Raw genomic sequence first — 20,330 nt, 5'->3', positions numbered from 1 at the left:
ATAAAATGATCGAAACTTTCTTTTTTGCCTAATACTCTTAATTTAACATTTAAAAGAAAATGGACTATTAATATATTTTTGTCTTTTATTCTATTTTGAAATATGATTTAATAGTAAAAATGGAAAAAAAGGGGAAGATGGATTGTGTCGAAATATCAACGTAAAGTATTAGTCTCAACAGCAGCAGGAATTGGTTTGGAAAATATGGATATCATGTTTTTAGCTTTTTCTTTATCATCAATTATTACCTCATTAAATGTTACTAGCGTTCAAGCTGGATTTATATCAACTATAACCAACCTAGGGATGCTTGTGGGTGGTATTTTTTTTGGACTTTTAGCGGATAAGTTTGGACGGGTGAAAATTTTTTCTTATACCGTTATTACTTTTTCAGTGGCGTCACTCTTAATGATGTTTGCTAGTAATATTTATTGGATTTACTTATTCCGCTTTATCGCAGGAATTGGTGCTGGTGGTGAATACGGGGCGTGTATGTCTCTTGTCTCTGAAACATTCAACAAGAAACACTTAGCTCGTGCAACCTCTGTTGTAGCAATTGGAGGACAGGTTGGAGCAATCATGGCAGCGATTTTGGCCTCATTGATCATCCCAGTGTTTGGCTGGAAGATGCTTTATGTGATTGGTGTGTTACCCGTTTTACTAGTGTTAGTGATTAGAAAAGATTTAAAAGAACCAGAAGATTTTTCAGAATTAAAAGAAGATGGTAACAAGGCTAAATTTGGTTTATTGTTTAAAGATGCTAAAACGACTTGGCAAACAGTTGGGCTTTCTTTAATGGTAACAGTTCAAATCGCAGGCTACTTCGGTTTGATGAACTGGTTACCGTCGATTATGCAAAAACAATTAGGCTTATCAGTATCAGGTTCATCATTATGGATGATTAGTACAATTTTCGGAATGTCACTAGGGATGCTGACATTCGGAACAATTATGGATAAATTAGGTCCTCGTTTATCATTTGGATTATTCTTAATTGCCTCAGCTCTATCAGTCTACTTACTAACTTTCGCTAAAGGGCAATGGTCATTACTTCTAGCAGCGGTTGTGGTAGGTTACTTTATTAACGGAATGTACGGTGGATACGGTGCAATCATTAGTTTCTTATACCCAACAGAAATTAGAGCCACAGCCAATAACTTTATTATGAATGTGGGACGTGCCATTGGTGGTTTCTCATCAGTAGTGATTGGCTTCTTAATGGATAATTACTCACTAACAGTGGTTGTGATGTTCCTTTCAGTTATCTATATTATTAGTTTATGTATCATGTTGAATATTCCTGGCTTAAAGAAATATCAAGCAAATTAAAAAACTTACAAAAAGTGAGCATATTATTTTACTAACTAAAAGTTAGCTGTTATTATTGCTTTATTAACAAAACAATAAAACTTAAAAACGAAAAGGAAAGTGAAAATATATGTCTAACTTTATTACAGCATTAAAAAAACGTCGTTCAATCTACCACTTAGGAGAAAATATCTCTTTATCTGAAACAGAAGTAGAAAGTTTAATTAAAGAAGTTGTGAGAGAATCACCATCATCATTTAACTCTCAAACTCAACGTGTAGTTATTCTTTTTGGAGAATCAAATCAAAAATTATGGAGTATCACTGAAACTGCTTTAAAAGTGGTAACACCAGCAGAAGCATTTGAAGGCACTCAAGCTAAATTAAAAAGCTTTGCAGCAGGTAAAGGAACAATTCTGTTCTTTGAAGACACTGATGTCGTGAAATCATTACAAGAACAATTTGCTTTATATGCTGATAACTTCCCAATCTGGTCAGAACAAGCAAGTGGCTTAACTCAAGCAAACGTTTGGACTGCTTTATCAGAAGAAAATATTGGCGCAAGCATTCAACATTACAACCCATTAATCGACGATGCGGTTGCTAAAGAATGGGAAATCCCTGCTTCTTGGAATTTAAGAGCTCAAATGCCATTTGGTTCAATCGAAACACCAGCTGGCGAAAAAGAGTACATGAACGACGCAGACCGTTTTAAAACTTTTAAATAATTATTAGGAAACCTTGAGCAATCAGGGTTTCTTTTTTTATACTAAATGTAACGTTTTGTTTACATTTAGTTAATAAGACGTTACAATATACTTAGATAATCAATGTGGGTGGGGAATAAAATGATACAGAATAATATCAAGGTTTATCGTGCTAAAAATAATTGGACACAAGAAGATTTAGCTAAAAAAGTCGGCGTTTCACGGCAAGCAATTATTTCAATTGAAAAGTATAAGTATCTACCATCGCTAGAACTTGCGTTTAAGATTGCTAAAGTTTTTCAAGAGGATATAAGTCAAATTTTTATATATGAGGAGGAGTTATCATGAGTCAGTTAATTATGCTAATCTTTATTGTATCTCTAGGAGTTGCTTATTTTTACAATTTGTTTTACCGATCAAAAAAACAAATGGAGTATGGAAATGATGAACGATGGTCGCTAATTAAAGAAAAAGCAAGTCAAATCAGTTTGAAGTATTATCAATTTTTGATTGTTGTGATAGCTATCTTGATGACATTAATTTTATTTATTCCTCAAATGGATATTTCTTTTTCTTTAAATAGAGGACTGATGATTGCGTTTGATTTAATTATTATTGGTCAATTAGTAGAAATGTTTGCTTTAAAGAATTTTGATAAAAAAATGTAAAAACGCCAACCCGTGTTCGAGTTGGCGTTTTTTTGCAAATAGTGCTTATCTTTTCTGTAACTTAGAGTGTCTTAATCCATAGCTTAAGTAGAAGACTAAACCGACAATCATCCAAATCGTTACAGCTACTTTCGTGAAGCTTGGTAACATGATGATGAAGTAAATACTAAAGAGACTGGCAACGATTGGTAAGACTGGATACAGTGGCATTTTGAAACCATCATTTGGAATGTCTTTTCTTTTTCTTAAAGGAATAATTCCAAATGAGATGAAGACAAAGGCAAGAAGTGTCCCTGCATTAATTAATGATGCTAAGTCTGTTAAAGGAACCATCCCAGCAAAGAAGGCTTGAACCACTGTTGCTAAGATAATCGCTTTTTTAGGAACACTGTATTTTTTATCAACAGTTCCTAATGATTTAGGAAGTAGACCGTCACGACCTAGAGCATAAACAAGTCTTGAACCACCCATAAACATCGTGATCATAGCCGTGAAAATCCCAACTAAGGCACCGATTGAAATTAGTTTATTCCATGCTGATAAGTTAACAGCTTTTAATGCGTAGGCAGCGGGATCATCTACATTTAACTCTGTATAGTGAACCACACCAGTTAAAACAAGTGAGAAACTAACGTAAAGAATAACAGAAACAATCACAGTTCCTAAAATCCCACGAATCATATTTTTCTTAGGATTAATCGTCTCAGCTGAGTTAGAAGCTAAGGCATCAAAACCAATAAAGGCAAAGAAAACTGTAGCAGCAGCAGTTGAGATTCCACCAAATCCAAGTGGGGCACTGTGAAACTCTTCTGGATAAAATGGCACATAGTTATCCGTGTTGATATAGAAGAAACCAACGACAATAAACAATATAATAATCGCAATTTTAATAATTACAGCGACATTTTCAATATTTTTAGAAAGTGTTGCCCCTTTACTTACGATGAATGCAACCACAAAGACGATTAACACGGCTGTGATATTGACCATGCCACCTTCTAAGGGGCCTGATTGCAGTGCTTTTGGTAAGGTAATATTGAAGGCAGATAGAACATTGTTGTTAAAATAAGCAGCAAATCCTGTTGCTTCTGCTGAAACGGCTAAAAAATATTCTAAAATTAAGCCCCAACCGAGTAGCCAACCAACAATTTCTCCGAAAACCACGGAACCAAATGAATAGGCAGAACCGGCAACGGGCATGGCAGATGAAAATTCAGCATAAGCCATACCTACAAGTCCTGATAATAAAGCAGCAACTAAAAAGGCAATGGCAACGGCAGGTCCAGCATGTTGCGCGGCTTCATGTCCTGGTAAAATAAAAATTCCCGTTCCGATGACGGCACCAATCCCTAAAGCAAGTAAATCTCTCGCTCGTAAGCTTCTGGTTAAGTTAGCGTCAGCATTTAAAAATGTTTGTACAGATTCTTTTTTAAAAATACGAATAGTAATCTCTCCTTTTTAATAAGGGTTATTTGTTTAATTATCTAAATTGTCAGAAAATTATAAATAAAAGATTAAAGGGAAATGAGATAAATGTCAATAAAAAATCTGTTTTTCTGTTAAAATATTTTTAAAGGAGTGACAAAAAAATGATCAAGTCAGTTAAATTAGCCTCTTAATATCACAAAGATTTAATATTAGGAGGAAAAAATGAATTATCAAATAATTAATCAAGAAACATGGCATAGAAAAGAACACTTTGAAGCTTTCATGGCACAAGGAACTCGTTTTAGTTTGACGACTAAGCTTGATGTGACTAACTTTTATGAAGCGATTAAGAAACGAGAAGCAAAGTTTTATCCAGCGTTCATCCGTCAAGTGACACAAGTGGTGAATGAGTTTGATTGTTTTAAAGTGGCAATTACTGAAGAAGGTCAGCTTATTTTATGGGATAATTTAGAGCCGAACTATACAATTTCTAGTAAAGTTAGCGATAACTTCATTAGTGTTTGGACAAAGTGGGATGTTGATGTTGAAATTTTCCAAAAAGCATATTTAGAAACAGTAAAAGCATATGAAAATTCTAAAAAAATGGCTCCACAATTAGATTTTCCAGCAAATATCGTGCCAATTTCAATGATTCCGTGGACATCTTTTGATGGTTTTAATTTATCCATTAAACATAATGATAATTTTTTAGGACCGATTATTACAGGTGGAAAGATGATAGAAGAAAAGGAACAGAGGTTACTACCTGTAGCAGTACAGGTTCATCATGCAACGTGTGACGGTTTTCATGTCAGCCGGTTTTTAACTAGACTGCAAGAAGTGTTAGATCAATTTTAGTTATTTAGATGGACATAGATAAAAATTATTTTATCTAGAATAGAGTTAATATCTATAAAGGTGTAAGGCTTGCGAATGATTCCAAAATGGAATCACTAGCGAGTCTTTATTTTTGTGTTCATTGATTTTTTTTCAAATAAAAAAGCCTCTAGCTAAAAACTAGAGGCAAAAAAGGAGTTGTTTATTTACTTTGGAGGAGTAAATAAAATGAAAAAATTTATTATTAGGGTTGTTTTGTTGGTATGCTTATATATTAGTCTGAAAATGTGAAGATTGTTTGAAACGAAGTATTTGTTTTTGTGAAATTGCTATTGATTAAGCAAATACTCAATGTCCTCAATCATATTTTTAGGGCTGTCTTTAGGTGCATATCGTTTAAAGACTTCTCCATTTCTATTAATTAAAAATTTAGTGAAGTTCCACTTGATATTATTTCCAAGAATGCCTTTGCTATTTTTTTCTAAGTATTTAAAAAGAGGTAATGCTGAATCTCCATTAACCATACAAATATCATGCATCGGGAAGGTTACACCATACTTTAGTTGGCAAGCTTGGGCAGCGGCACTGGCACTTATTACCTCTTGTTTAAATTGATTTGAAGGAAAGCCAAGTACGACTAAATCTTTATCCTTATAAGTAGCATAGATTTCTTCCAGTTCTTTAAATTGAGGAGCGAAGCCACATTTTGTTGCGGTATTAACAATAATAACTATTTTATTTTTATATTTTTCTAGGGAATATATTTCTCCGTTTTCTAATGTAGCTGAATAATCATAGATAGTCATCATAAAATTCCTTTCTAAAACCATTATTTTGTTGAGATAATTATATCACAGGAGATTTTAAAAGGATGGCTTAGGTGTTTGTATAAAAAAAGCCCCTAGCTAATTGCTAGAGGCAAAAAAGGAGTTGTTTATTTACTTTGGAGGAGTAAATAAAATGAAAAAGTTTGTTAGGGTTGTTTTGTTGGTATATTTATATATTAGCTTGAAAATGTGAAGATTATTTGAATCGGATAATTCCTTTTTGTGAAAGAATTTAATTTTTGAGTTTATCTTTATTGATTAACTCCCAACTGTTACACTTAGAATATTTTCTATTGTCATCATTAATATCTAAAATTTTATATCTTTATTTTAATAATAACTAAATTATACGATAATTTGCCAGAAATAAAAATTAACATTTAAGATATACGTTCTACCAAAACTTCCATTAATCAAGATTATAGCAATATGATGACTTTTTCTATATCCTTCTTATTTCCTTAACTTTCATTAAATTTAATCCTATCACGGAAATTCCAATAATTTTTTTGCTATACTAAAGCTTAACATTTAAACATGTGGAGGAAAAAGAGATGAAAATAGTCGTATTAGCAGGTGGATTAAGTGATGAAAGAGATGTGTCATTGTCTTCTGGCTCACAAATCGCAAACGCTTTAATGAGTAAAAAACACCAAGTATTGTTAGTGGATCTAATTGAAGGAACGCCTGAATTTACCACTTTTGATGAGGCATATAAGGAACTAAAAAAAGAAGAATACAGCTATGTGATTCCAGAAACAGCCCCTGATTTAGATAAAATAAAAGCAGACTATAAGCTGACGAGCGAGATTGGAGAAAATATTATTCCTTTGTGCCAATCAGCAGATATGGTTTTTCTAGCGCTTCACGGAGGAATTGGAGAGAACGGAAAACTCCAAGCTTTGTTTGATATTTACAATATAAATTATACAGGTTCTTCCCATAAAGGAAGTGCCCTTGCGATGGATAAATTACTAGCCAAAGAATTAATGGCATTTCATGGAATCAACACACCAAAATGGCAAATCTACGAAGAAGGTATCATTCCTAACTTACCTTGTGTAGTGAAACCTAATAATAATGGCTCAAGTATCGGCATTGCAATTGTTGATACGATAACAGAATTTAACGTTGCTATTGAGGCTGCTAAAAGATTTAAAACAGACATCTTATTAGAAGAAAAAGTATCTGGGCGTGAATTTGCGGTAGGTGTTTTAGGTAGTGAGACTTTACCGATTATTGAGATTATTCCTAAAATTGGTTTTTATGATTATAAAAATAAATATCAAGCGGGAAGTGCGGAAGAAGTCACACCTGCTGATATTAGTTTGAACTTAACAGAAGAGATGCAAAGTATGGCGTTAAAAACGCACCATATTTTGGGGCTATCTGGTTATTCTCGAATCGATTTTATGATGAATCAAAAGAATGAGATTTTTTGCATTGAAGCCAACACATTACCAGGGATGACGCCAACTAGTTTATTACCTCAAGAAGCCAAAGCGTCTGGCTTAGACTATGATGATCTATGTGAAAAATTAATAGAAGTCTCTAAAAAAAAATAAATTTCAAAATTGTTAGATCCTTGTCATTAATAATCTGATTTTTTTGGTATAATCAATCTAGTATAAACAGGCAAGGATGTGTAATGGTATGGCAAAGAAAAAACGTCAGCTTTTAATTAAACAAATTATTTCTCAACACCAAATTGAGAGTCAGCAGCAATTATTAGATAAATTGAATGAATCTGGGATTGAAGCGACACAAGCGACGATTTCAAGAGATATCAGAGAATTAAAAATTGTAAAAACACACGACACAAATGGTAAAATAAAATATGGCGTGTTACCTGAGAAAAAAATTGAACCGATTGATCACTTAAAAGAGGTTTTTAAAGAGTATGTAACCCAAGTAACTCATGTTCAAGTAATGAATGTCATCAATACGTCACTTGGGGCAGCTAATATTGTGGCAGCTGATTTAGATGAACTATCGATTCCTGAAATTGTTGGGTCGTTAGCTGGGACAGACACCATCGTTTTAATTTCCAGATCAGAAGAGGACGCCAAAAGGTTGAACGGAAAATTTTTATCCTATCTTGAATAATTTTATGGAGGAAATCAAATGACAGAATTGTTAGCGCTACAAAACGGATCAGATATTAGAGGGATTGCGATTTCTCACGAAGAATTTACGGCAAATTTAACTAAGAAAGAAGCACAAGTGATTGCTAGTGGGATTATTGAGTGGTTAAAATCTGAGAAAAAAGTAACGAGAACACCTATGAGAATTGCGATTGGTCACGATAGCCGCTTATCTGCGTCAGATATTAAAGGCGGATTAGTTGAAGGCTTTATAAAAGAAGAAGTCGAAATACTAGATGCTGAATTAGCCACAACACCTGCAATGTTTATGGCAACTCAATTTGAAGAATTTGATGCAGATTGTGGAATTATGATTACAGCAAGTCACTTACCTTTTTACTATAATGGAATTAAGCTTTTTTCTAAAGATGGCGGAGCTGAGCATGAAGATATTGATTATATCTTAGCCCATACCACACCGTTTGTTTCTGATTTGGAAGATAAAGGGAGTGTGACTAAAAAAGAAATTATTTCTTTATATTCAGCCGATTTAGTAAGAAAAATTCAACAAGAAACAGGTGAAGAAAAACCTTTATCTGGTTTTAAAATTGTCTTAGATGCTGGAAATGGTGCGGGTGGTTTCTTTGCTGAGAAAGTATTACAAGTATTAGGGGCAGATACTTCTGGGAGTCAGTTTTTAGATCCAGATGGTCATTTTCCTAATCACATGCCGAATCCAGATAATAAAGAAGCCATGGAAAGTATCCAACAAGCGGTTCTCAAAAACAAGGCTGATTTAGGAGTTATCTTTGATACGGATGTGGATCGTGCGGCAGTGGTTGATAAAACTGGTGAAGTAATTAACCGTAATAGTTTGATTGCTGTTTTAGCTCAAATTGTTTTGGAAAATGAAACGGGTCAAACCATTGTAACTAATTCACCAACATCAAGTCATTTAAAATCTTTCATCGAGGAACTAGGCGGTAAACAAGTGCGTTATTTATGTGGCTATCGTAATGTGATAAATAAAGCTATTGAGTTGAATAATCAAGGGATTGAAACACCTCTTGCGATTGAAACAAGTGGTCATGCGGCGTTCAAAGAAAATTATTTCTTAGATGACGGGGCTTATGTGATTGCTAAGATTTTAATGTTACTACCTAAGTTAAAAAAAGAAAATAAAACGATAGGTGATTTGATTGCTACCTTAAAACAACCTGTTGAAGCTCAAGAGGTTCGTTTTAAAATTTCAGGCGAAGCCTACCGAGTGTATGGAAATGAAGTCATTGAGAAACTAAGAGATTTTGTTAGTCAAGAAGCTGGTTTCACGATTGATTCTGAAAATGAAGAAGGGATTCGTGTGAACGTTTCAGAAACTTACGGATCTGGTTGGTTCTTATTACGAATGAGTTTACATGAACCTTTACTAGTTTTGCAAGTTGAAAATGATGAGTTAAATAAAAATAAAGTAGTTTTCACAAAATTAGCAACGTATTTTAATCAACAAGAGAGGTTAAATACGGAAAAATTAGCGGCAATTTTAGAAGATTAAGAAAGGAATAGGCAAGCATGGTTAGAGCAATAAATGAAGGACCTAAAATCTCTTTTGAGAAAAAAACGGTTAAAGCGATGATTGAGATTTACTATAAAAGGTATCAGGATGAGACACATCAGATTGAAAAGGATGATGTAGAGTCCTATGCTATGGCTCGTCTTAATTATTGCCGTTTTGGTGAAGAAAAACCAACCTGTAAAGTTTGTCCTGTTCACTGTTATAAAAAAAGTTATAAAGATAAAATGCAACAAATTATGCGTTATTCTGGACCAAGAATGCTGATTTACCACCCAGTAATGTCGGTGGAACATTTTATGAAAGAATGGCGATATAAAAATAAAAAAGACTGACAGTGTTAGTCTTTTTTGAATAACTTTAAAAAGCCTATTTTTAAGACCAATAGAAGTTAAACGACTTTTATTGTGTTTTTTAATAGAGCTTTTTTTGTAATAAATAAAACATTACATAACATATGTTCGTAAATAGGATGAAAAAAATTTTTATGGTGGTATGATTAAATTATACAAGTAAAAAAGGAAGAAGGAAAAAAAATGAGCATGTCAAAGAAAAACGTTGTTCGTTTGCTAGGTTTTTTATTACTTTTTTGTTTAGGAACTGTGAGTCATGTAAATTATGAGGCCGCTTCGAAAGATGTTAAAGATGCAGGGAATTTTTATGATGATGTACCTGAAGCAAGGAACAACGAATTAGGTGCTGCTAAGTATTTTCATATTTTTGCAAATAAGGCCAATCTAAGAAATCATACAAATGGAAATGTTGCAACAAGAGAACTTTCGGGAGATGCTAACTTTGGTACTTCTCATATAAAAGGTACCGAATATAATTATGCTCAAAGGGTGACAAATATTAATGCTGCTTCTGGAATACAGAATCACACTAAAATGGTTTTTGGTAAAAATGTTAGTATAGATTTATCAGAATATAATCGACCAAAAGTCAATGGTAGGCAAATGGATAGAGTATCAGGAGATGATATTTATCAAGATAAAAATGAAAATGAATATATTAATTTTGATCAAGAGTTTAAAAAACTAAACCAAGCAAGTCAAACATTTATAAATCAACCAGTTGAAAAAAGTTATAGTAATAAAGATTTTGAAGGGAAGCCTGAACGTATAATTGACGTAAGCCTTTTTAATTCAAAAGATATTTATATAAATCTCAAGCCTGAAGTGTTGTCTTCTGATAAATCAATAATCATATCGGGATTAGAAAAAAATCAGGGGAATGGAGACTTTAAAAATGTCTATATTAATGTAGATACAGGTAATAGCAACAGTTACACAGTAAATAGTCAAATTATTTTTGAATATACAGATGGCTCACGAAGAGGTAATAAAGAAACAACTGATTTTAGCGATAGCACTGTTTTATGGACTTTCAGTAGTGACAATAAACCATTTGTAGGAGACATTAATCTTGATAAAACATGGTTAGGTAGTATTTTAGCACCATCTGCTTCATTAGGTGGTGGGCAAAACATTGATGGTAATATTATTGTGGATAATTTTAGAGGTGCTGGGGAAACACATGGTTGGGATTGGCAAGTAAACAAAGGTCGAATCATTTTAACTAAAGTGTCTGAAACAATGCCGAATAAATTGTTAGAGGGGGCTGAATTCTCCTTATTTAAGGATGATGGTAAAAATATTCCTTTAAAAACGCATTTGAAAACAGATTCTAATGGACGTTTAGAAGTACTAGATTTATCTTTTGGTTCCTATTATTTTATAGAAACGAAAGCGCCAAAAGGATATGAACTTTCAGAAGAAAAATACAGCTTTACAATTAATCTAATGAATAACAATCAAACAATAGAAATAACCGCAACAAATAAAGAACAGGAAGAACCCAAATTAGGTTCAGTAATATTAACAAAAGTATCTGAAAGTGACAATCAAACCAAGTTACCTGGAGCAGAATTTTCATTATATAAATCAGATGGCACGTTATTAAACGAGAATTTAGTAACAGACGCAAATGGAGTGTTAGAGGTAAAAGAGTTGCCGTTAGGTTCTTATTACTTTTTAGAAACGAAAGCACCGAAAGGGTATCAATTATCAAAAGAAAAATACACATTTGATATTAAGGCAGATAGCGTCAGTCAAGTGAGTAAATTAAGTGTAACTAATAAAGAACAAGAAAAACCAAAATTAGGTTCAGTAATATTAACAAAAGTATCTGAAAGTGACAATCAAACCAAATTACCTGGAGCAGAATTTTCATTATATAAATCAGATGGCACGTTATTAAACGAGAATTTAGTAACATACGCAAATGGAGTGTTAGAGGTAAAAGAGTTGCCATTAGGTTCTTATTACTTTTTAGAAACGAAAGCACCGAAAGGGTATCAATTATCAAAAGAAAAATACACATTTGATATTAAGGCAGATACTGTCAGTCAAGTGAGTAAATTAAGTGTAACCAATAAAGAACAAGAAAAACCAAAGGGTGCAGTGATAATCACAAAATCTTCTAGTAAAAATTCTGATATTGTTTTATCAGGTGCCGAATTTTCTCTTTATAAAGGTAATGGAGAGTTGGTTGCTAAAGAATTAATCACTAATGAGTTAGGAGAAGTAAGATATGATAATCTTGAAGTAGGTGATTATTATGTGGTGGAAACCAAAGCACCTACTGGTTATGAAATGTCTAAGGTTAACTATCCTTTTGAGATTAAGGCAGAAAAAACAAGTGAAATAGTAAGATTGAAGATAACAAATTTTGAAAAACCATCTCGACAAGCAGGTTCTGTTGAATTAAAAAAAGTTGACGAAAATAATAAAAACATCGCACTGAATGGTGCTGAATTTTCATTATACACTTCAGCAGGAGAATTATTATATGATAAATTAACGACAAATAAAGAAGGAATATTGGAAATTAATAAGTTACCACTAGGTTCTTATTACTTTGAAGAAACCAAAGCACCAAAAGGGTATCAGTTATCGAATAAAAAATACACATTTGATATTAAGGCAAGTACTGTTAGTCAAGTAGTTCGATTAACTGCAACAAATAAAGAAAAACCAACGCCAAAATTAGGGTCAGTAATACTAACGAAAGTATCTGAAAGTGATAATCAAACCAAATTACCTGGAGCAGAATTCTCGTTATATAAATCAGATGGTACGTTATTAAACGAAAATTTAGTAACAGATGAAAGTGGAACATTGTCTATGAAAGAGTTACCACTAGGTTCTTATTACTTTGAAGAAACCAAAGCACCAGAAGGGTATCAGTTATCGAATAAAAAATACACATTTGATATTAAGGCAGATACTGTTAGTCAAGTAGTTCGATTAACTGCGACAAATAAAGAAAAACCAACGCCAAAATTAGGGTCAGTAATACTAACGAAAGTATCTGAAAGTGACAATCAAACTAAGTTACCTGGAGCAGAATTTTCATTATATAAATCAGATGGCACGTTATTAAACGAGAATTTAGTAACAGACGCAAATGGAGTGTTAGAGGTAAAAGAGTTACCACTAGGTTCTTATTACTTTGAAGAAACGAAAGCACCAGAAGGGTATCAGTTATCGAATAAAAAATACACATTTGATATTAACGAAAAAAATGTGACTGAAATTATTCGAATGAAAGCAACGAATCAGGAAAAAATTTCTCTAGGATCTGTCCTTCTTGAAAAATCTGATACGGAAGATTCAGGAATAAAGTTATCAAATGCTGAATTTTCACTTTATACAGAGGATGGGAAATTAGTTCAAGCTAATGTAGTAACGGATGAGAGCGGTCGTCTACAAGTAGATAATCTTAAAGAAGGGGGTTATTACTTTGTAGAAACTAAAGCACCCGAGGGATATGCGTTATCATCTGAAAAAATTGAGTTTGAGATAAAAGCAGAACAATTAGAAACTTTAACACCTATCCAAGTGACGAATGAAAAATTAGCTCATTTAGGAGCTGTTATTTTGACTAAGACAGATAGCGTAGATAATAGTGTTGCTTTATCTGGTGCTGAGTTTTCATTATATAAAGTATCTGGAGAATTAATAAAACAAAATGTCGTAACCGATCAAAATGGTCAATTGAAAGTATCTAATTTAATGGTAGGTGACTATTATTTTATAGAAACCAAAGCACCAAAAGGATATGAATTATCGCAAGAAAAATATTCTTTTACCATTAAAGATAGTGAAATAAGCGAAGTTGAGCAGGTTAAAGTAACAAATAATTTAGTGCCTCAAGAACCTTATGTAGGCGATGTATTATTGACTAAAGTAGATAGTAATCATGATAATCAAGTTTTATCTGGCGCTGAATTCTCACTGTATCAAGCAACAGGGAAATTAATTCACACTGATTTAACTACTGATGGAGAAGGACAATTAAAAGTAGAAAACTTACCAAAAGGTGACTACTATTTTAAAGAAACGAAAGCACCAAAAGGTTATGAATTATCGGAAGAAAACTATTCATTTACTATAAAAGAAAATGAAACCAATGAAATGACTCAAGTAACAGTAACTAATAAAGAAATACCAGAAGTCCCAGAAGTTCCTTATGTCGGCTCAGTGATGTTAACAAAAGTAGATGAATCAGACAATGAAAAACTTTTACCTGGAGCAGAGTTTTCATTGTATACTTCTGAAGGTAAGCCAATTAAAAATAAATTGACCACAGATTCTAATGGTCAATTAAAAGTAGAAAACTTACCAAAAGGTGACTACTATTTTAAAGAAACGAAAGCACCAAAAGGTTATGAATTATCGGAAGAAAACTATTCATTTACTATAAAGGAAAATGAAACCAATGAAATGGCACAAGTAACAGTAACTAATAGAGAGATACCAGAAGTTATCTATGTGGGTGGTGTTAGTTTAACGAAAGTTGATAAAAACAATCATCAGAAAGTATTGTCAGGCGCTGAATTTTCCCTATATACGGCTGACGGAAAGCTGATTAAAGAAAAATTAATCACAGATGAAGCAGGTGTTTTGCTAGTTGATAATTTAAATGAAGGTAGTTATTATTTTGTGGAAACGAAAGCGCCATTAGGTTATAAATTATCGAAAGAAAAAAATGTCTTTGAAATTAAAAAAGAGCAGAAAGCAGAAATGATTACTTTAACTGTTACGAATGAACCTATCGACATAGTTCCTTTAAAACCGATTGAGCCAACGAAACCTGTTCAACCGGTGAAACCAATTATGCCCAAAACGTACCTAATACCGAATATACCAAGTGGTGGACAAGCCTCAAAAACATTGCCTAAAACAGGTGAGAAGGTCGATTATTTTGGAATAGTCGGATGGACAATGTTATTTAGTGGAAGTTATATCTGGTGGGTTCAAAAGAGAAAGCAAATTGTCATAGATGACTAAATAAGGATTGTAAAAGTAAAAGACGAGGATGACTGAAAAAGTTGTCCTCGTCTTTATTAATTATAATCATTAAAAATCAAATGAAGCTCGTTTAAATAGGCATCTTTCAAAGTATTAGGAGATAGTATTTTGACGTGTTTACCTAGTGAAATTAGATACTGAACCATATATTCTAAATGCTCGTTGTTGTATTTACCTACAAGATAGTAGTTGTCCTCTTCTACTAATAGTTCCATATTTTGATAGTGTCTTTTTAAGAATAGTTCTTTACCGTAGGGTGTGAGTTGGCATTTGAACTCAATGTCAGGGAAATTGGTTTCGTAAATGCTCAAAAATTCAGTCATTTTCTCTTTAGAATAGGGTGAATAAGAAGTGTTAGCTAAGTTAATATCTAACATATAGTCACAACGAAAGACACCCCATTTTTTTTCATTCATATCAAAAGCATTACAGAACCAAAGTCCGCTTCTGTAAAATAAATCGAACAGTTGAAGGGTCATATTTTGAGGCTCATATTGTGTGTAAGTAATAGAAATAATCGTGTTATTTAGAATAGCATCAAGTAACGTTGCCAAATTATCTACTTTATTTACAGGGGAGACGTGATGGTAGCTAACAACATCGAGTATTTTTTTGACGTTATATTTTTGAATATTAGGCAATGTTTCAAATAGTTTACTTCTTATTTGTGAGTATGATTTTTCAAAAGGAGATGATGAGACGAGATCCAATGCTTTAATAGCGAAAAAAATTGCTTGGATTTCTGTTTCATTAAAATAGATAGGTGTTAACAAATTTTGTTGAATTAATTGATATTTACCGCCCCTACCAGGTTCAACGTAGAAAGCTAATCCTAAATTTTCCAGTGCTTGCACATCTCTAATAGCTGTTCTCTTGGAAATGTTAAATTCAGTCATGAAATCTTTTAATTGGAAGGATGTTTTATCTTTTAGAAATATTAATTCTCGATTGAGTCTTTCTGACTTGTTCATATTGTTTTAAGCCTTTCTATTTTAAGGTGACTATAATTGTCACCTTTTTATTATACAATTAATATATCAAAGGAAAGAGGTAAATGCATATGAAAACATTAATAATAAACGCGCATCCTGATTATAGGAATGAAGAACATTACTCAATTATGTTTCAAAAAGAATTTATGAAAAAATTTAATGAAGGCTTTTCAAGTGAGGATTTAACTGTTCTGAATCTGTATGAAATTGAAATACCTCGGATTGAGGAGGGGCAGTTATTGAGTATTTGGAACAAAGAGGCTGCCAATGAGTTGTTAAGCAATGAAGAAGAGCAATTAAAAAAAGTTTCAGAAATGTTGTTGAGTCAATTCAAAGAACATCAAAGAATTGTATTGATTACACCTCTTCATAATTTTAATGTGACATCAAGAATGAAAGATTATATCGATAATATTTTAATTGCTAGAGAAACGTTCAAGTACACAGAAACAGGTTCAGTTGGGTTAATGACTGAAGATTATAGGTTACTTGTGATACAAGCTAGCGGTTCGATTTATACAAAAGAAGATAGATACAAAGATTTAGACATTAGTACACTGTATCTTAAAGGAATATTTCAAGAAATAATGGGCTTTAAAAGTGTTGAAATATTGAGGATAGAAGGAACAGCAGTATTAGCAAAAGACGTAATAGTAAGTGATAATTTAAAGAAATTAGATCTAATGATGAATTCTTTCTATGCTTAAGATAGTAAAGAGGGTGACCAAAATGTCAGTCTTATTTTTATTTATATGAATAATTTTTAATAGTCAGGGGATAAAAAGTCTGCTCTCACGACAACTTCACCAAAAACGATCAATCAAAAAGACCGATTGTTCGTTTTTGCCTCCAGTTGCTCAGAGCAAAACAACTTTTAACCCACTCTCTTTTATTTGCCCTCAGAAAGAAAGGGATATGCGTGTGCTTTTATATCTTGTTTAGTAAACGGATGTGTCAGTTGTAATTCCTTAGCATGAAGTTGCAGTCTCGGTCTGGAATTAGGTACTGGATGATACAAAGGATCTCCTAAAATAGGCTTTCCTATTGAAGTAAGATGAACTCTGATTTGGTGGGTACGGCCTGTTTCAAGCCAACAAGACACCCAAGATGTTTTTTCTTCCTTTGTTTGAAGACTTATATGAGTAATTGCTGTCTGCCCATTTTTTTCATCAATCACGCGTTTACGACGATCATGTCGATCTCGTCCAATTTTTTTATTAATGCACAAGTTCTCTTTAGGTAAAGAACCTTCGATTTGAGCTTCATATATTCTATGAATTTCTTTTTTTTCAAGCATTCGGCCTAAGATAGGTAAGATGATTGGATTTTTAGCAAAAATAATTGCACCACTTGTTTCTTTGTCTAAACGATGAACAACATAAGGAACTTGGTTTTTAGGCTTTAAATAGGCAGCTAAATCATTTAACAAGGTATCTGTTTCATTTGGTTGATTCGGATGTGTTTTTTGCCCGTGCTTCTTATTAATAATAATTATGTGCTCATCTTCCCAAATAGGTTGGATATTTTGAGCATTACCTAAAAGTATTGTAGGTAATGGATAGTCACTTTCTTCAAAAGTTAAAGTGATACTATCTCCAGGATGAACTTCTTGATGGAACATTCCTACTATGTTGTTAATTTCTACATTTTTTCTTACTCTTAAAAAATGTCTAACTTTTCTTGGAATTAACCATTCTGATTCTAATAAGTCAGTTAATGGCATTGGCTTAAGCTCTTTTGGTAGAACGAATGTGAACTTCATGTAAAACTCCCGTATACTATATTTATAAAACTTTATATATTTTTTAAAATTGTAACATATTTCGGTAACAACTTCATGTTAAGATAGGCTAGCGCGAATAAGTTAAGGCTTTAGCCGCATCTTCTAACTTGTTGTATATGTTAGAATGAGTATAATAAAATGAACAATGAGGAGTTAACATGGATAATATAAAAAAAATATGGGAGAGCATAAAAAAATATGCCATGCAGTTTTGGACGTGGTTTAAACCACATTTTCAAAAATTTAGAGCAGCTAGAAAGCGTATTTGGAAAAAGTATCATATTAATAAAATTTTGATATTAGTGACAATGACTGTTGTTTTAGTCACAAGTATTTATTTGTTCTATTTAGCCAAAAGCACCAATGTCTCAAGTCTTAAAACAGGTTTAGAACAAGTAACGACCATTTATGATAAGGACGGAGACGAAGCAGGAACGTTAGCTAAATATGGATCTAAAGGAAGCTTTGTAGAATTTGGAAATATCTCACCTTATATTAAAGATGCGTTGATTTCTACAGAGGACCGTGATTTTTATAAACATAAAGGCTATAGTATTAAAGGGATTTCACGGGCCGTGGTAAGAAAAGTTGTTAGGCGAAATAATAGTGGTGGTGGTGGTAGTACCATCACGCAACAATTGGCTAAAAATGCTTTTTTAACACAGGATCAAACCATGACGAGAAAGGCCAGAGAATTATTTTTAGCGATTGAAATTGAGAAAGAATATACTAAAGATGAGATTTTAGAAATGTACTTAAACAAAGCCTATTTTGGTAATGGGGTCTTTGGGATTCAAGATGCTTCACTTAAATACTTCGGTAAAAATGCGAGTGATGTGACCATTGATGAGGCTGCCGTGTTAGTCGGTATGCTTAAAGGTCCTAATCTTTATAATCCAATTGATGACATGGAAAGCGCGATTAATCGTCGAGATACAGTTCTTTCTGTGATGGTGGATAATGGTAAATTAGACAAAGCAACCGCAGATAATTTAATGAAACAACCCTTAGAAATACATGACGCCTACCAACCAGAACATGACTCGTATAAATATCCGTATTATTTTGATGCGGTGATTGCTGAGGCGGTGGATAAATCAGGACTTAAAGATACGGAACTTTCAACAGGTGGATACAAAATATTTACGACGTTGGATCAACAGTATCAAATAGGCATGGATCAAAGCTTTGCTAATGATAGTTTATTTCCGCAAGCAGCTAGTGATGGTGCCATTGTTCAAGGGGCATCGGTTGCTTTGAATCCTAAAACAGGTGGAGTGATGGGAATTGTCGGCGGACGGGGTGATTATACCTATCGAGGTTGGAACCGAGCGACTCAATCTGAACTTTCACCTGGATCAACTTTAAAACCAATTTCAGTTTATACACCCGCTCTTGAAGCAGGATATAAACCGGATGATATTTTAAAAGACGAAGCGCAAAGTTACTATGATGTTCAGAATTATTCGAGAACGTATTCAGGTGAAGCAACAATGACCCAATCAATCATTCAAAGTTTAAATGCACCTGCTGTGTGGTTATTAAATGAAATTGGCATCGATCGTGGCTTTAAGAAAACAGAACAGTTCGGTATTAAGTTAGATGAAAAAGACAAATATCCTGGTTTAGCACTAGGTGGGTTAACTAAAGGAACGACACCTCTTAATATGGCTAGCGCTTATGGTGTCTTTGCTAATCAGGGTCAAAAAATGGAATCTCATTTTATTACTAAAATAGAGGATGCTAACGGGGTTATAATCTATGAAAACGAGAAATCTAAATCCAAACGAGTTACAACTCCAGAAGTAGCAGATGAAATGACAAGCATGCTGCAAGGTGTTTTCAGCTCAGGAACTGGGATTGAAGCCAAGCCAGCAGGTTATACAATTGCTGGGAAAACAGGAACCACAGAAAATATTAATGCAGATGGTATGTCTAAAGATCAATGGATTATTGGTTATACGCCAGATGTTGTTGTGTCAACTTGGATTGGTTTTGATAAAAGTGGTCCAGATCATTTCTTAACCGGAAGTAGTGGTAGTAATTTATCGAGTATCTTTAAAGATGAAACGCAACGTATTTTAGCCGCTTCACCTAATACCGCTTTTACTGTGGGAGATGTGACTCAAGAGAATGCGGAAGAAAAAGAAACAAAACCAGGAGCTGGTCTGGGTGAGTCGATGAATGATATCGGAGATAAGGTTAAAGAAGGTGCTAATACAATTGGTGATGGCATTAAAAAAGGTGTGGATACTGCAGGGGAGCTGTGGAACGGATTTTGGAATAAAGTCACTCAATAATGGGTAGGTTTTTACCTATAACAATGTTACAATAATAAAGAAGAATTAAAATTAAAGGAGCTTATTTCATGACTGCTAATATTTATGATAGTGCCAACCAAATCGAACGCGAAATCCGTCAAATGGACGAATTTATTGCTTTAAAAGAAGCTTTTGATGCAATGAAAAAAGAAGAAGAATCATTTAACTTATTCCAAAGTTTCCAAGAGTTACAAATGGAATTACAACAAAAACAAATGCAAGGTTTAGAATTATCTGAAGAAGATGTTTTAAAAGCGCAAGAAATGGCAGCTAAAGTTCAAGAAGCTGAAGTCATTCAAGATTTAATGCAAAAAGAACAAACTTTTAGCATGATCGTGAACGATTTAAACCGTATCATCATGAAACCTGTTCAAGAATTATATCAAATGGGTGAATAAGACTTATAGGAGGCTGACTCAAAAGTCAGCCTC

Annotated in this window: 17 protein-coding genes; 13 read left to right on the top strand and 4 right to left on the bottom strand. The window is 33.2% G+C overall.

The features are described 5' to 3' along the window. Positions 1 to 144: 144 nt before the first annotated feature. From FM121_RS06255 to FM121_RS06240, 4 genes are all read left to right on the top strand, one after another. Positions 145 to 1,329, top strand: a complete 1,185-nt coding sequence (locus FM121_RS06255; RefSeq protein WP_086951301.1) for an MFS transporter — start codon at positions 145 to 147, stop codon at positions 1,327 to 1,329. Positions 1,330 to 1,438: 109 nt separating this feature from the next. Beyond that, a complete protein-coding gene (locus FM121_RS06250; protein ID WP_086951300.1) occupies positions 1,439 to 2,035 on the top strand; it encodes a nitroreductase family protein in 597 nt (198 codons plus the stop codon). Positions 2,036 to 2,155: 120 nt separating this feature from the next. Then, on the top strand, positions 2,156 to 2,362 hold the full coding sequence (locus FM121_RS06245; protein ID WP_086951299.1) for a helix-turn-helix transcriptional regulator: 207 nt from the start codon (positions 2,156 to 2,158) through the stop codon (positions 2,360 to 2,362). Further along, positions 2,359 to 2,682 carry a DUF2178 domain-containing protein gene (locus FM121_RS06240; RefSeq protein WP_086951298.1) on the top strand — a complete coding sequence of 108 codons (324 nt, stop codon included), beginning with the start codon at positions 2,359 to 2,361 and terminating at the stop codon, positions 2,680 to 2,682. The genes FM121_RS06245 and FM121_RS06240 overlap by 4 nt, the downstream gene beginning before the upstream one ends. Positions 2,683 to 2,727: 45 nt before the next feature. Here FM121_RS06240 and FM121_RS06235 read toward each other — a convergent pair whose 3' ends face one another. Further along, positions 2,728 to 4,125 (bottom strand): APC family permease, encoded by a 1,398-nt coding sequence (locus FM121_RS06235; protein WP_256958420.1) that lies wholly within the window; start codon positions 4,123 to 4,125, stop codon positions 2,728 to 2,730. A 207-nt stretch (positions 4,126 to 4,332) separates the two neighbouring features. Here FM121_RS06235 and FM121_RS06230 point away from each other — a divergent pair, with 207 nt between their 5' ends. Further along, complete coding sequence (locus FM121_RS06230; RefSeq protein WP_086951296.1) at positions 4,333 to 4,968, top strand: CatA-like O-acetyltransferase; 636 nt, start codon at positions 4,333 to 4,335, stop codon at positions 4,966 to 4,968. 308 nt (positions 4,969 to 5,276) lie between these two features. Here the strand turns inward: FM121_RS06230 and FM121_RS06225 are convergent, their stop codons facing one another. Beyond that, positions 5,277 to 5,753, bottom strand: a complete 477-nt coding sequence (locus FM121_RS06225; protein ID WP_086951295.1) for a glutathione peroxidase — start codon at positions 5,751 to 5,753, stop codon at positions 5,277 to 5,279. A 575-nt stretch (positions 5,754 to 6,328) separates the two neighbouring features. On the opposite strand from FM121_RS06225, the gene FM121_RS06220 reads away from it, so the two are divergent. The 5 genes from FM121_RS06220 to FM121_RS06200 all read left to right on the top strand — a co-directional run bounded on the left by FM121_RS06220 (position 6,329) and on the right by FM121_RS06200 (position 14,782). Further along, positions 6,329 to 7,339 carry a D-alanine--D-alanine ligase family protein gene (locus tag FM121_RS06220; RefSeq protein ID WP_086951294.1) on the top strand — a complete coding sequence of 337 codons (1,011 nt, stop codon included), beginning with the start codon at positions 6,329 to 6,331 and terminating at the stop codon, positions 7,337 to 7,339. A gap of 88 nt (positions 7,340 to 7,427) precedes the next feature. After that, entirely contained in the window at positions 7,428 to 7,880 is a 453-nt protein-coding gene (gene argR / locus FM121_RS06215; RefSeq protein WP_179203803.1) for an arginine repressor, read from the top strand. Between the two features lie 18 nt (positions 7,881 to 7,898). Further along, positions 7,899 to 9,410: a phosphomannomutase/phosphoglucomutase gene (locus FM121_RS06210; RefSeq protein WP_086951292.1), complete on the top strand. Its 1,512-nt coding sequence runs from the start codon at positions 7,899 to 7,901 to the stop codon at positions 9,408 to 9,410. 17 nt (positions 9,411 to 9,427) lie between these two features. Continuing rightward, on the top strand, positions 9,428 to 9,763 hold the full coding sequence (locus tag FM121_RS06205) for a nitrous oxide-stimulated promoter family protein (protein ID WP_086951291.1): 336 nt from the start codon (positions 9,428 to 9,430) through the stop codon (positions 9,761 to 9,763). A 201-nt stretch (positions 9,764 to 9,964) separates the two neighbouring features. Then, positions 9,965 to 14,782, top strand: a complete 4,818-nt coding sequence (locus FM121_RS06200) for a SpaA isopeptide-forming pilin-related protein (RefSeq protein WP_086951290.1) — start codon at positions 9,965 to 9,967, stop codon at positions 14,780 to 14,782. 56 nt (positions 14,783 to 14,838) lie between these two features. Here FM121_RS06200 and FM121_RS06195 read toward each other — a convergent pair whose 3' ends face one another. Further along, positions 14,839 to 15,774 (bottom strand): helix-turn-helix transcriptional regulator, encoded by a 936-nt coding sequence (locus FM121_RS06195; protein ID WP_086951289.1) that lies wholly within the window; start codon positions 15,772 to 15,774, stop codon positions 14,839 to 14,841. Between the two features lie 89 nt (positions 15,775 to 15,863). Between FM121_RS06195 and FM121_RS06190 the strand changes: the two genes are divergently transcribed. Beyond that, positions 15,864 to 16,502, top strand: a complete 639-nt coding sequence (locus FM121_RS06190) for an FMN-dependent NADH-azoreductase (protein WP_086951288.1) — start codon at positions 15,864 to 15,866, stop codon at positions 16,500 to 16,502. Between the two features lie 182 nt (positions 16,503 to 16,684). Here the strand turns inward: FM121_RS06190 and FM121_RS06185 are convergent, their stop codons facing one another. Further along, positions 16,685 to 17,557, bottom strand: a complete 873-nt coding sequence (locus FM121_RS06185; protein ID WP_086951287.1) for an RluA family pseudouridine synthase — start codon at positions 17,555 to 17,557, stop codon at positions 16,685 to 16,687. Between the two features lie 179 nt (positions 17,558 to 17,736). Between FM121_RS06185 and FM121_RS06180 the strand changes: the two genes are divergently transcribed. Continuing rightward, the gene (locus FM121_RS06180; protein WP_086951286.1) at positions 17,737 to 19,878 is read left to right on the top strand and encodes a transglycosylase domain-containing protein; all 2,142 of its coding nucleotides are present in this window, start codon (positions 17,737 to 17,739) and stop codon (positions 19,876 to 19,878) included. Between the two features lie 68 nt (positions 19,879 to 19,946). Next, positions 19,947 to 20,297: a YlbF family regulator gene (locus FM121_RS06175; protein ID WP_086951285.1), complete on the top strand. Its 351-nt coding sequence runs from the start codon at positions 19,947 to 19,949 to the stop codon at positions 20,295 to 20,297. Positions 20,298 to 20,330 lie beyond the last annotated feature (33 nt).

The organism is Vagococcus fluvialis bH819, from assembly GCF_900163795.1.
Taxonomy (GTDB): domain Bacteria; phylum Bacillota; class Bacilli; order Lactobacillales; family Vagococcaceae; genus Vagococcus; species Vagococcus fluvialis_A.
This window is presented reverse-complemented; position numbering and strand designations above follow the sequence as displayed.

Coding starts and splice junctions, on each gene's coding strand:
- FM121_RS06240 (WP_086951298.1), top strand. CDS start 2,359: ATGAGTCAGTTAATTATGCTAATCTTTATTGTATCTCTAGGAGTTGCT.
- FM121_RS06210 (WP_086951292.1), top strand. CDS start 7,899: ATGACAGAATTGTTAGCGCTACAAAACGGATCAGATATTAGAGGGATT.
- FM121_RS06185 (WP_086951287.1), bottom strand. CDS start 17,557: ATGAAGTTCACATTCGTTCTACCAAAAGAGCTTAAGCCAATGCCATTA.
- FM121_RS06205 (WP_086951291.1), top strand. CDS start 9,428: ATGGTTAGAGCAATAAATGAAGGACCTAAAATCTCTTTTGAGAAAAAA.
- FM121_RS06190 (WP_086951288.1), top strand. CDS start 15,864: ATGAAAACATTAATAATAAACGCGCATCCTGATTATAGGAATGAAGAA.
- FM121_RS06250 (WP_086951300.1), top strand. CDS start 1,439: ATGTCTAACTTTATTACAGCATTAAAAAAACGTCGTTCAATCTACCAC.
- FM121_RS06230 (WP_086951296.1), top strand. CDS start 4,333: ATGAATTATCAAATAATTAATCAAGAAACATGGCATAGAAAAGAACAC.
- FM121_RS06200 (WP_086951290.1), top strand. CDS start 9,965: ATGAGCATGTCAAAGAAAAACGTTGTTCGTTTGCTAGGTTTTTTATTA.
- FM121_RS06180 (WP_086951286.1), top strand. CDS start 17,737: ATGGATAATATAAAAAAAATATGGGAGAGCATAAAAAAATATGCCATG.
- FM121_RS06225 (WP_086951295.1), bottom strand. CDS start 5,753: ATGACTATCTATGATTATTCAGCTACATTAGAAAACGGAGAAATATAT.
- FM121_RS06195 (WP_086951289.1), bottom strand. CDS start 15,774: ATGAACAAGTCAGAAAGACTCAATCGAGAATTAATATTTCTAAAAGAT.
- FM121_RS06245 (WP_086951299.1), top strand. CDS start 2,156: ATGATACAGAATAATATCAAGGTTTATCGTGCTAAAAATAATTGGACA.
- FM121_RS06175 (WP_086951285.1), top strand. CDS start 19,947: ATGACTGCTAATATTTATGATAGTGCCAACCAAATCGAACGCGAAATC.
- FM121_RS06220 (WP_086951294.1), top strand. CDS start 6,329: ATGAAAATAGTCGTATTAGCAGGTGGATTAAGTGATGAAAGAGATGTG.
- argR (WP_179203803.1), top strand. CDS start 7,428: ATGGCAAAGAAAAAACGTCAGCTTTTAATTAAACAAATTATTTCTCAA.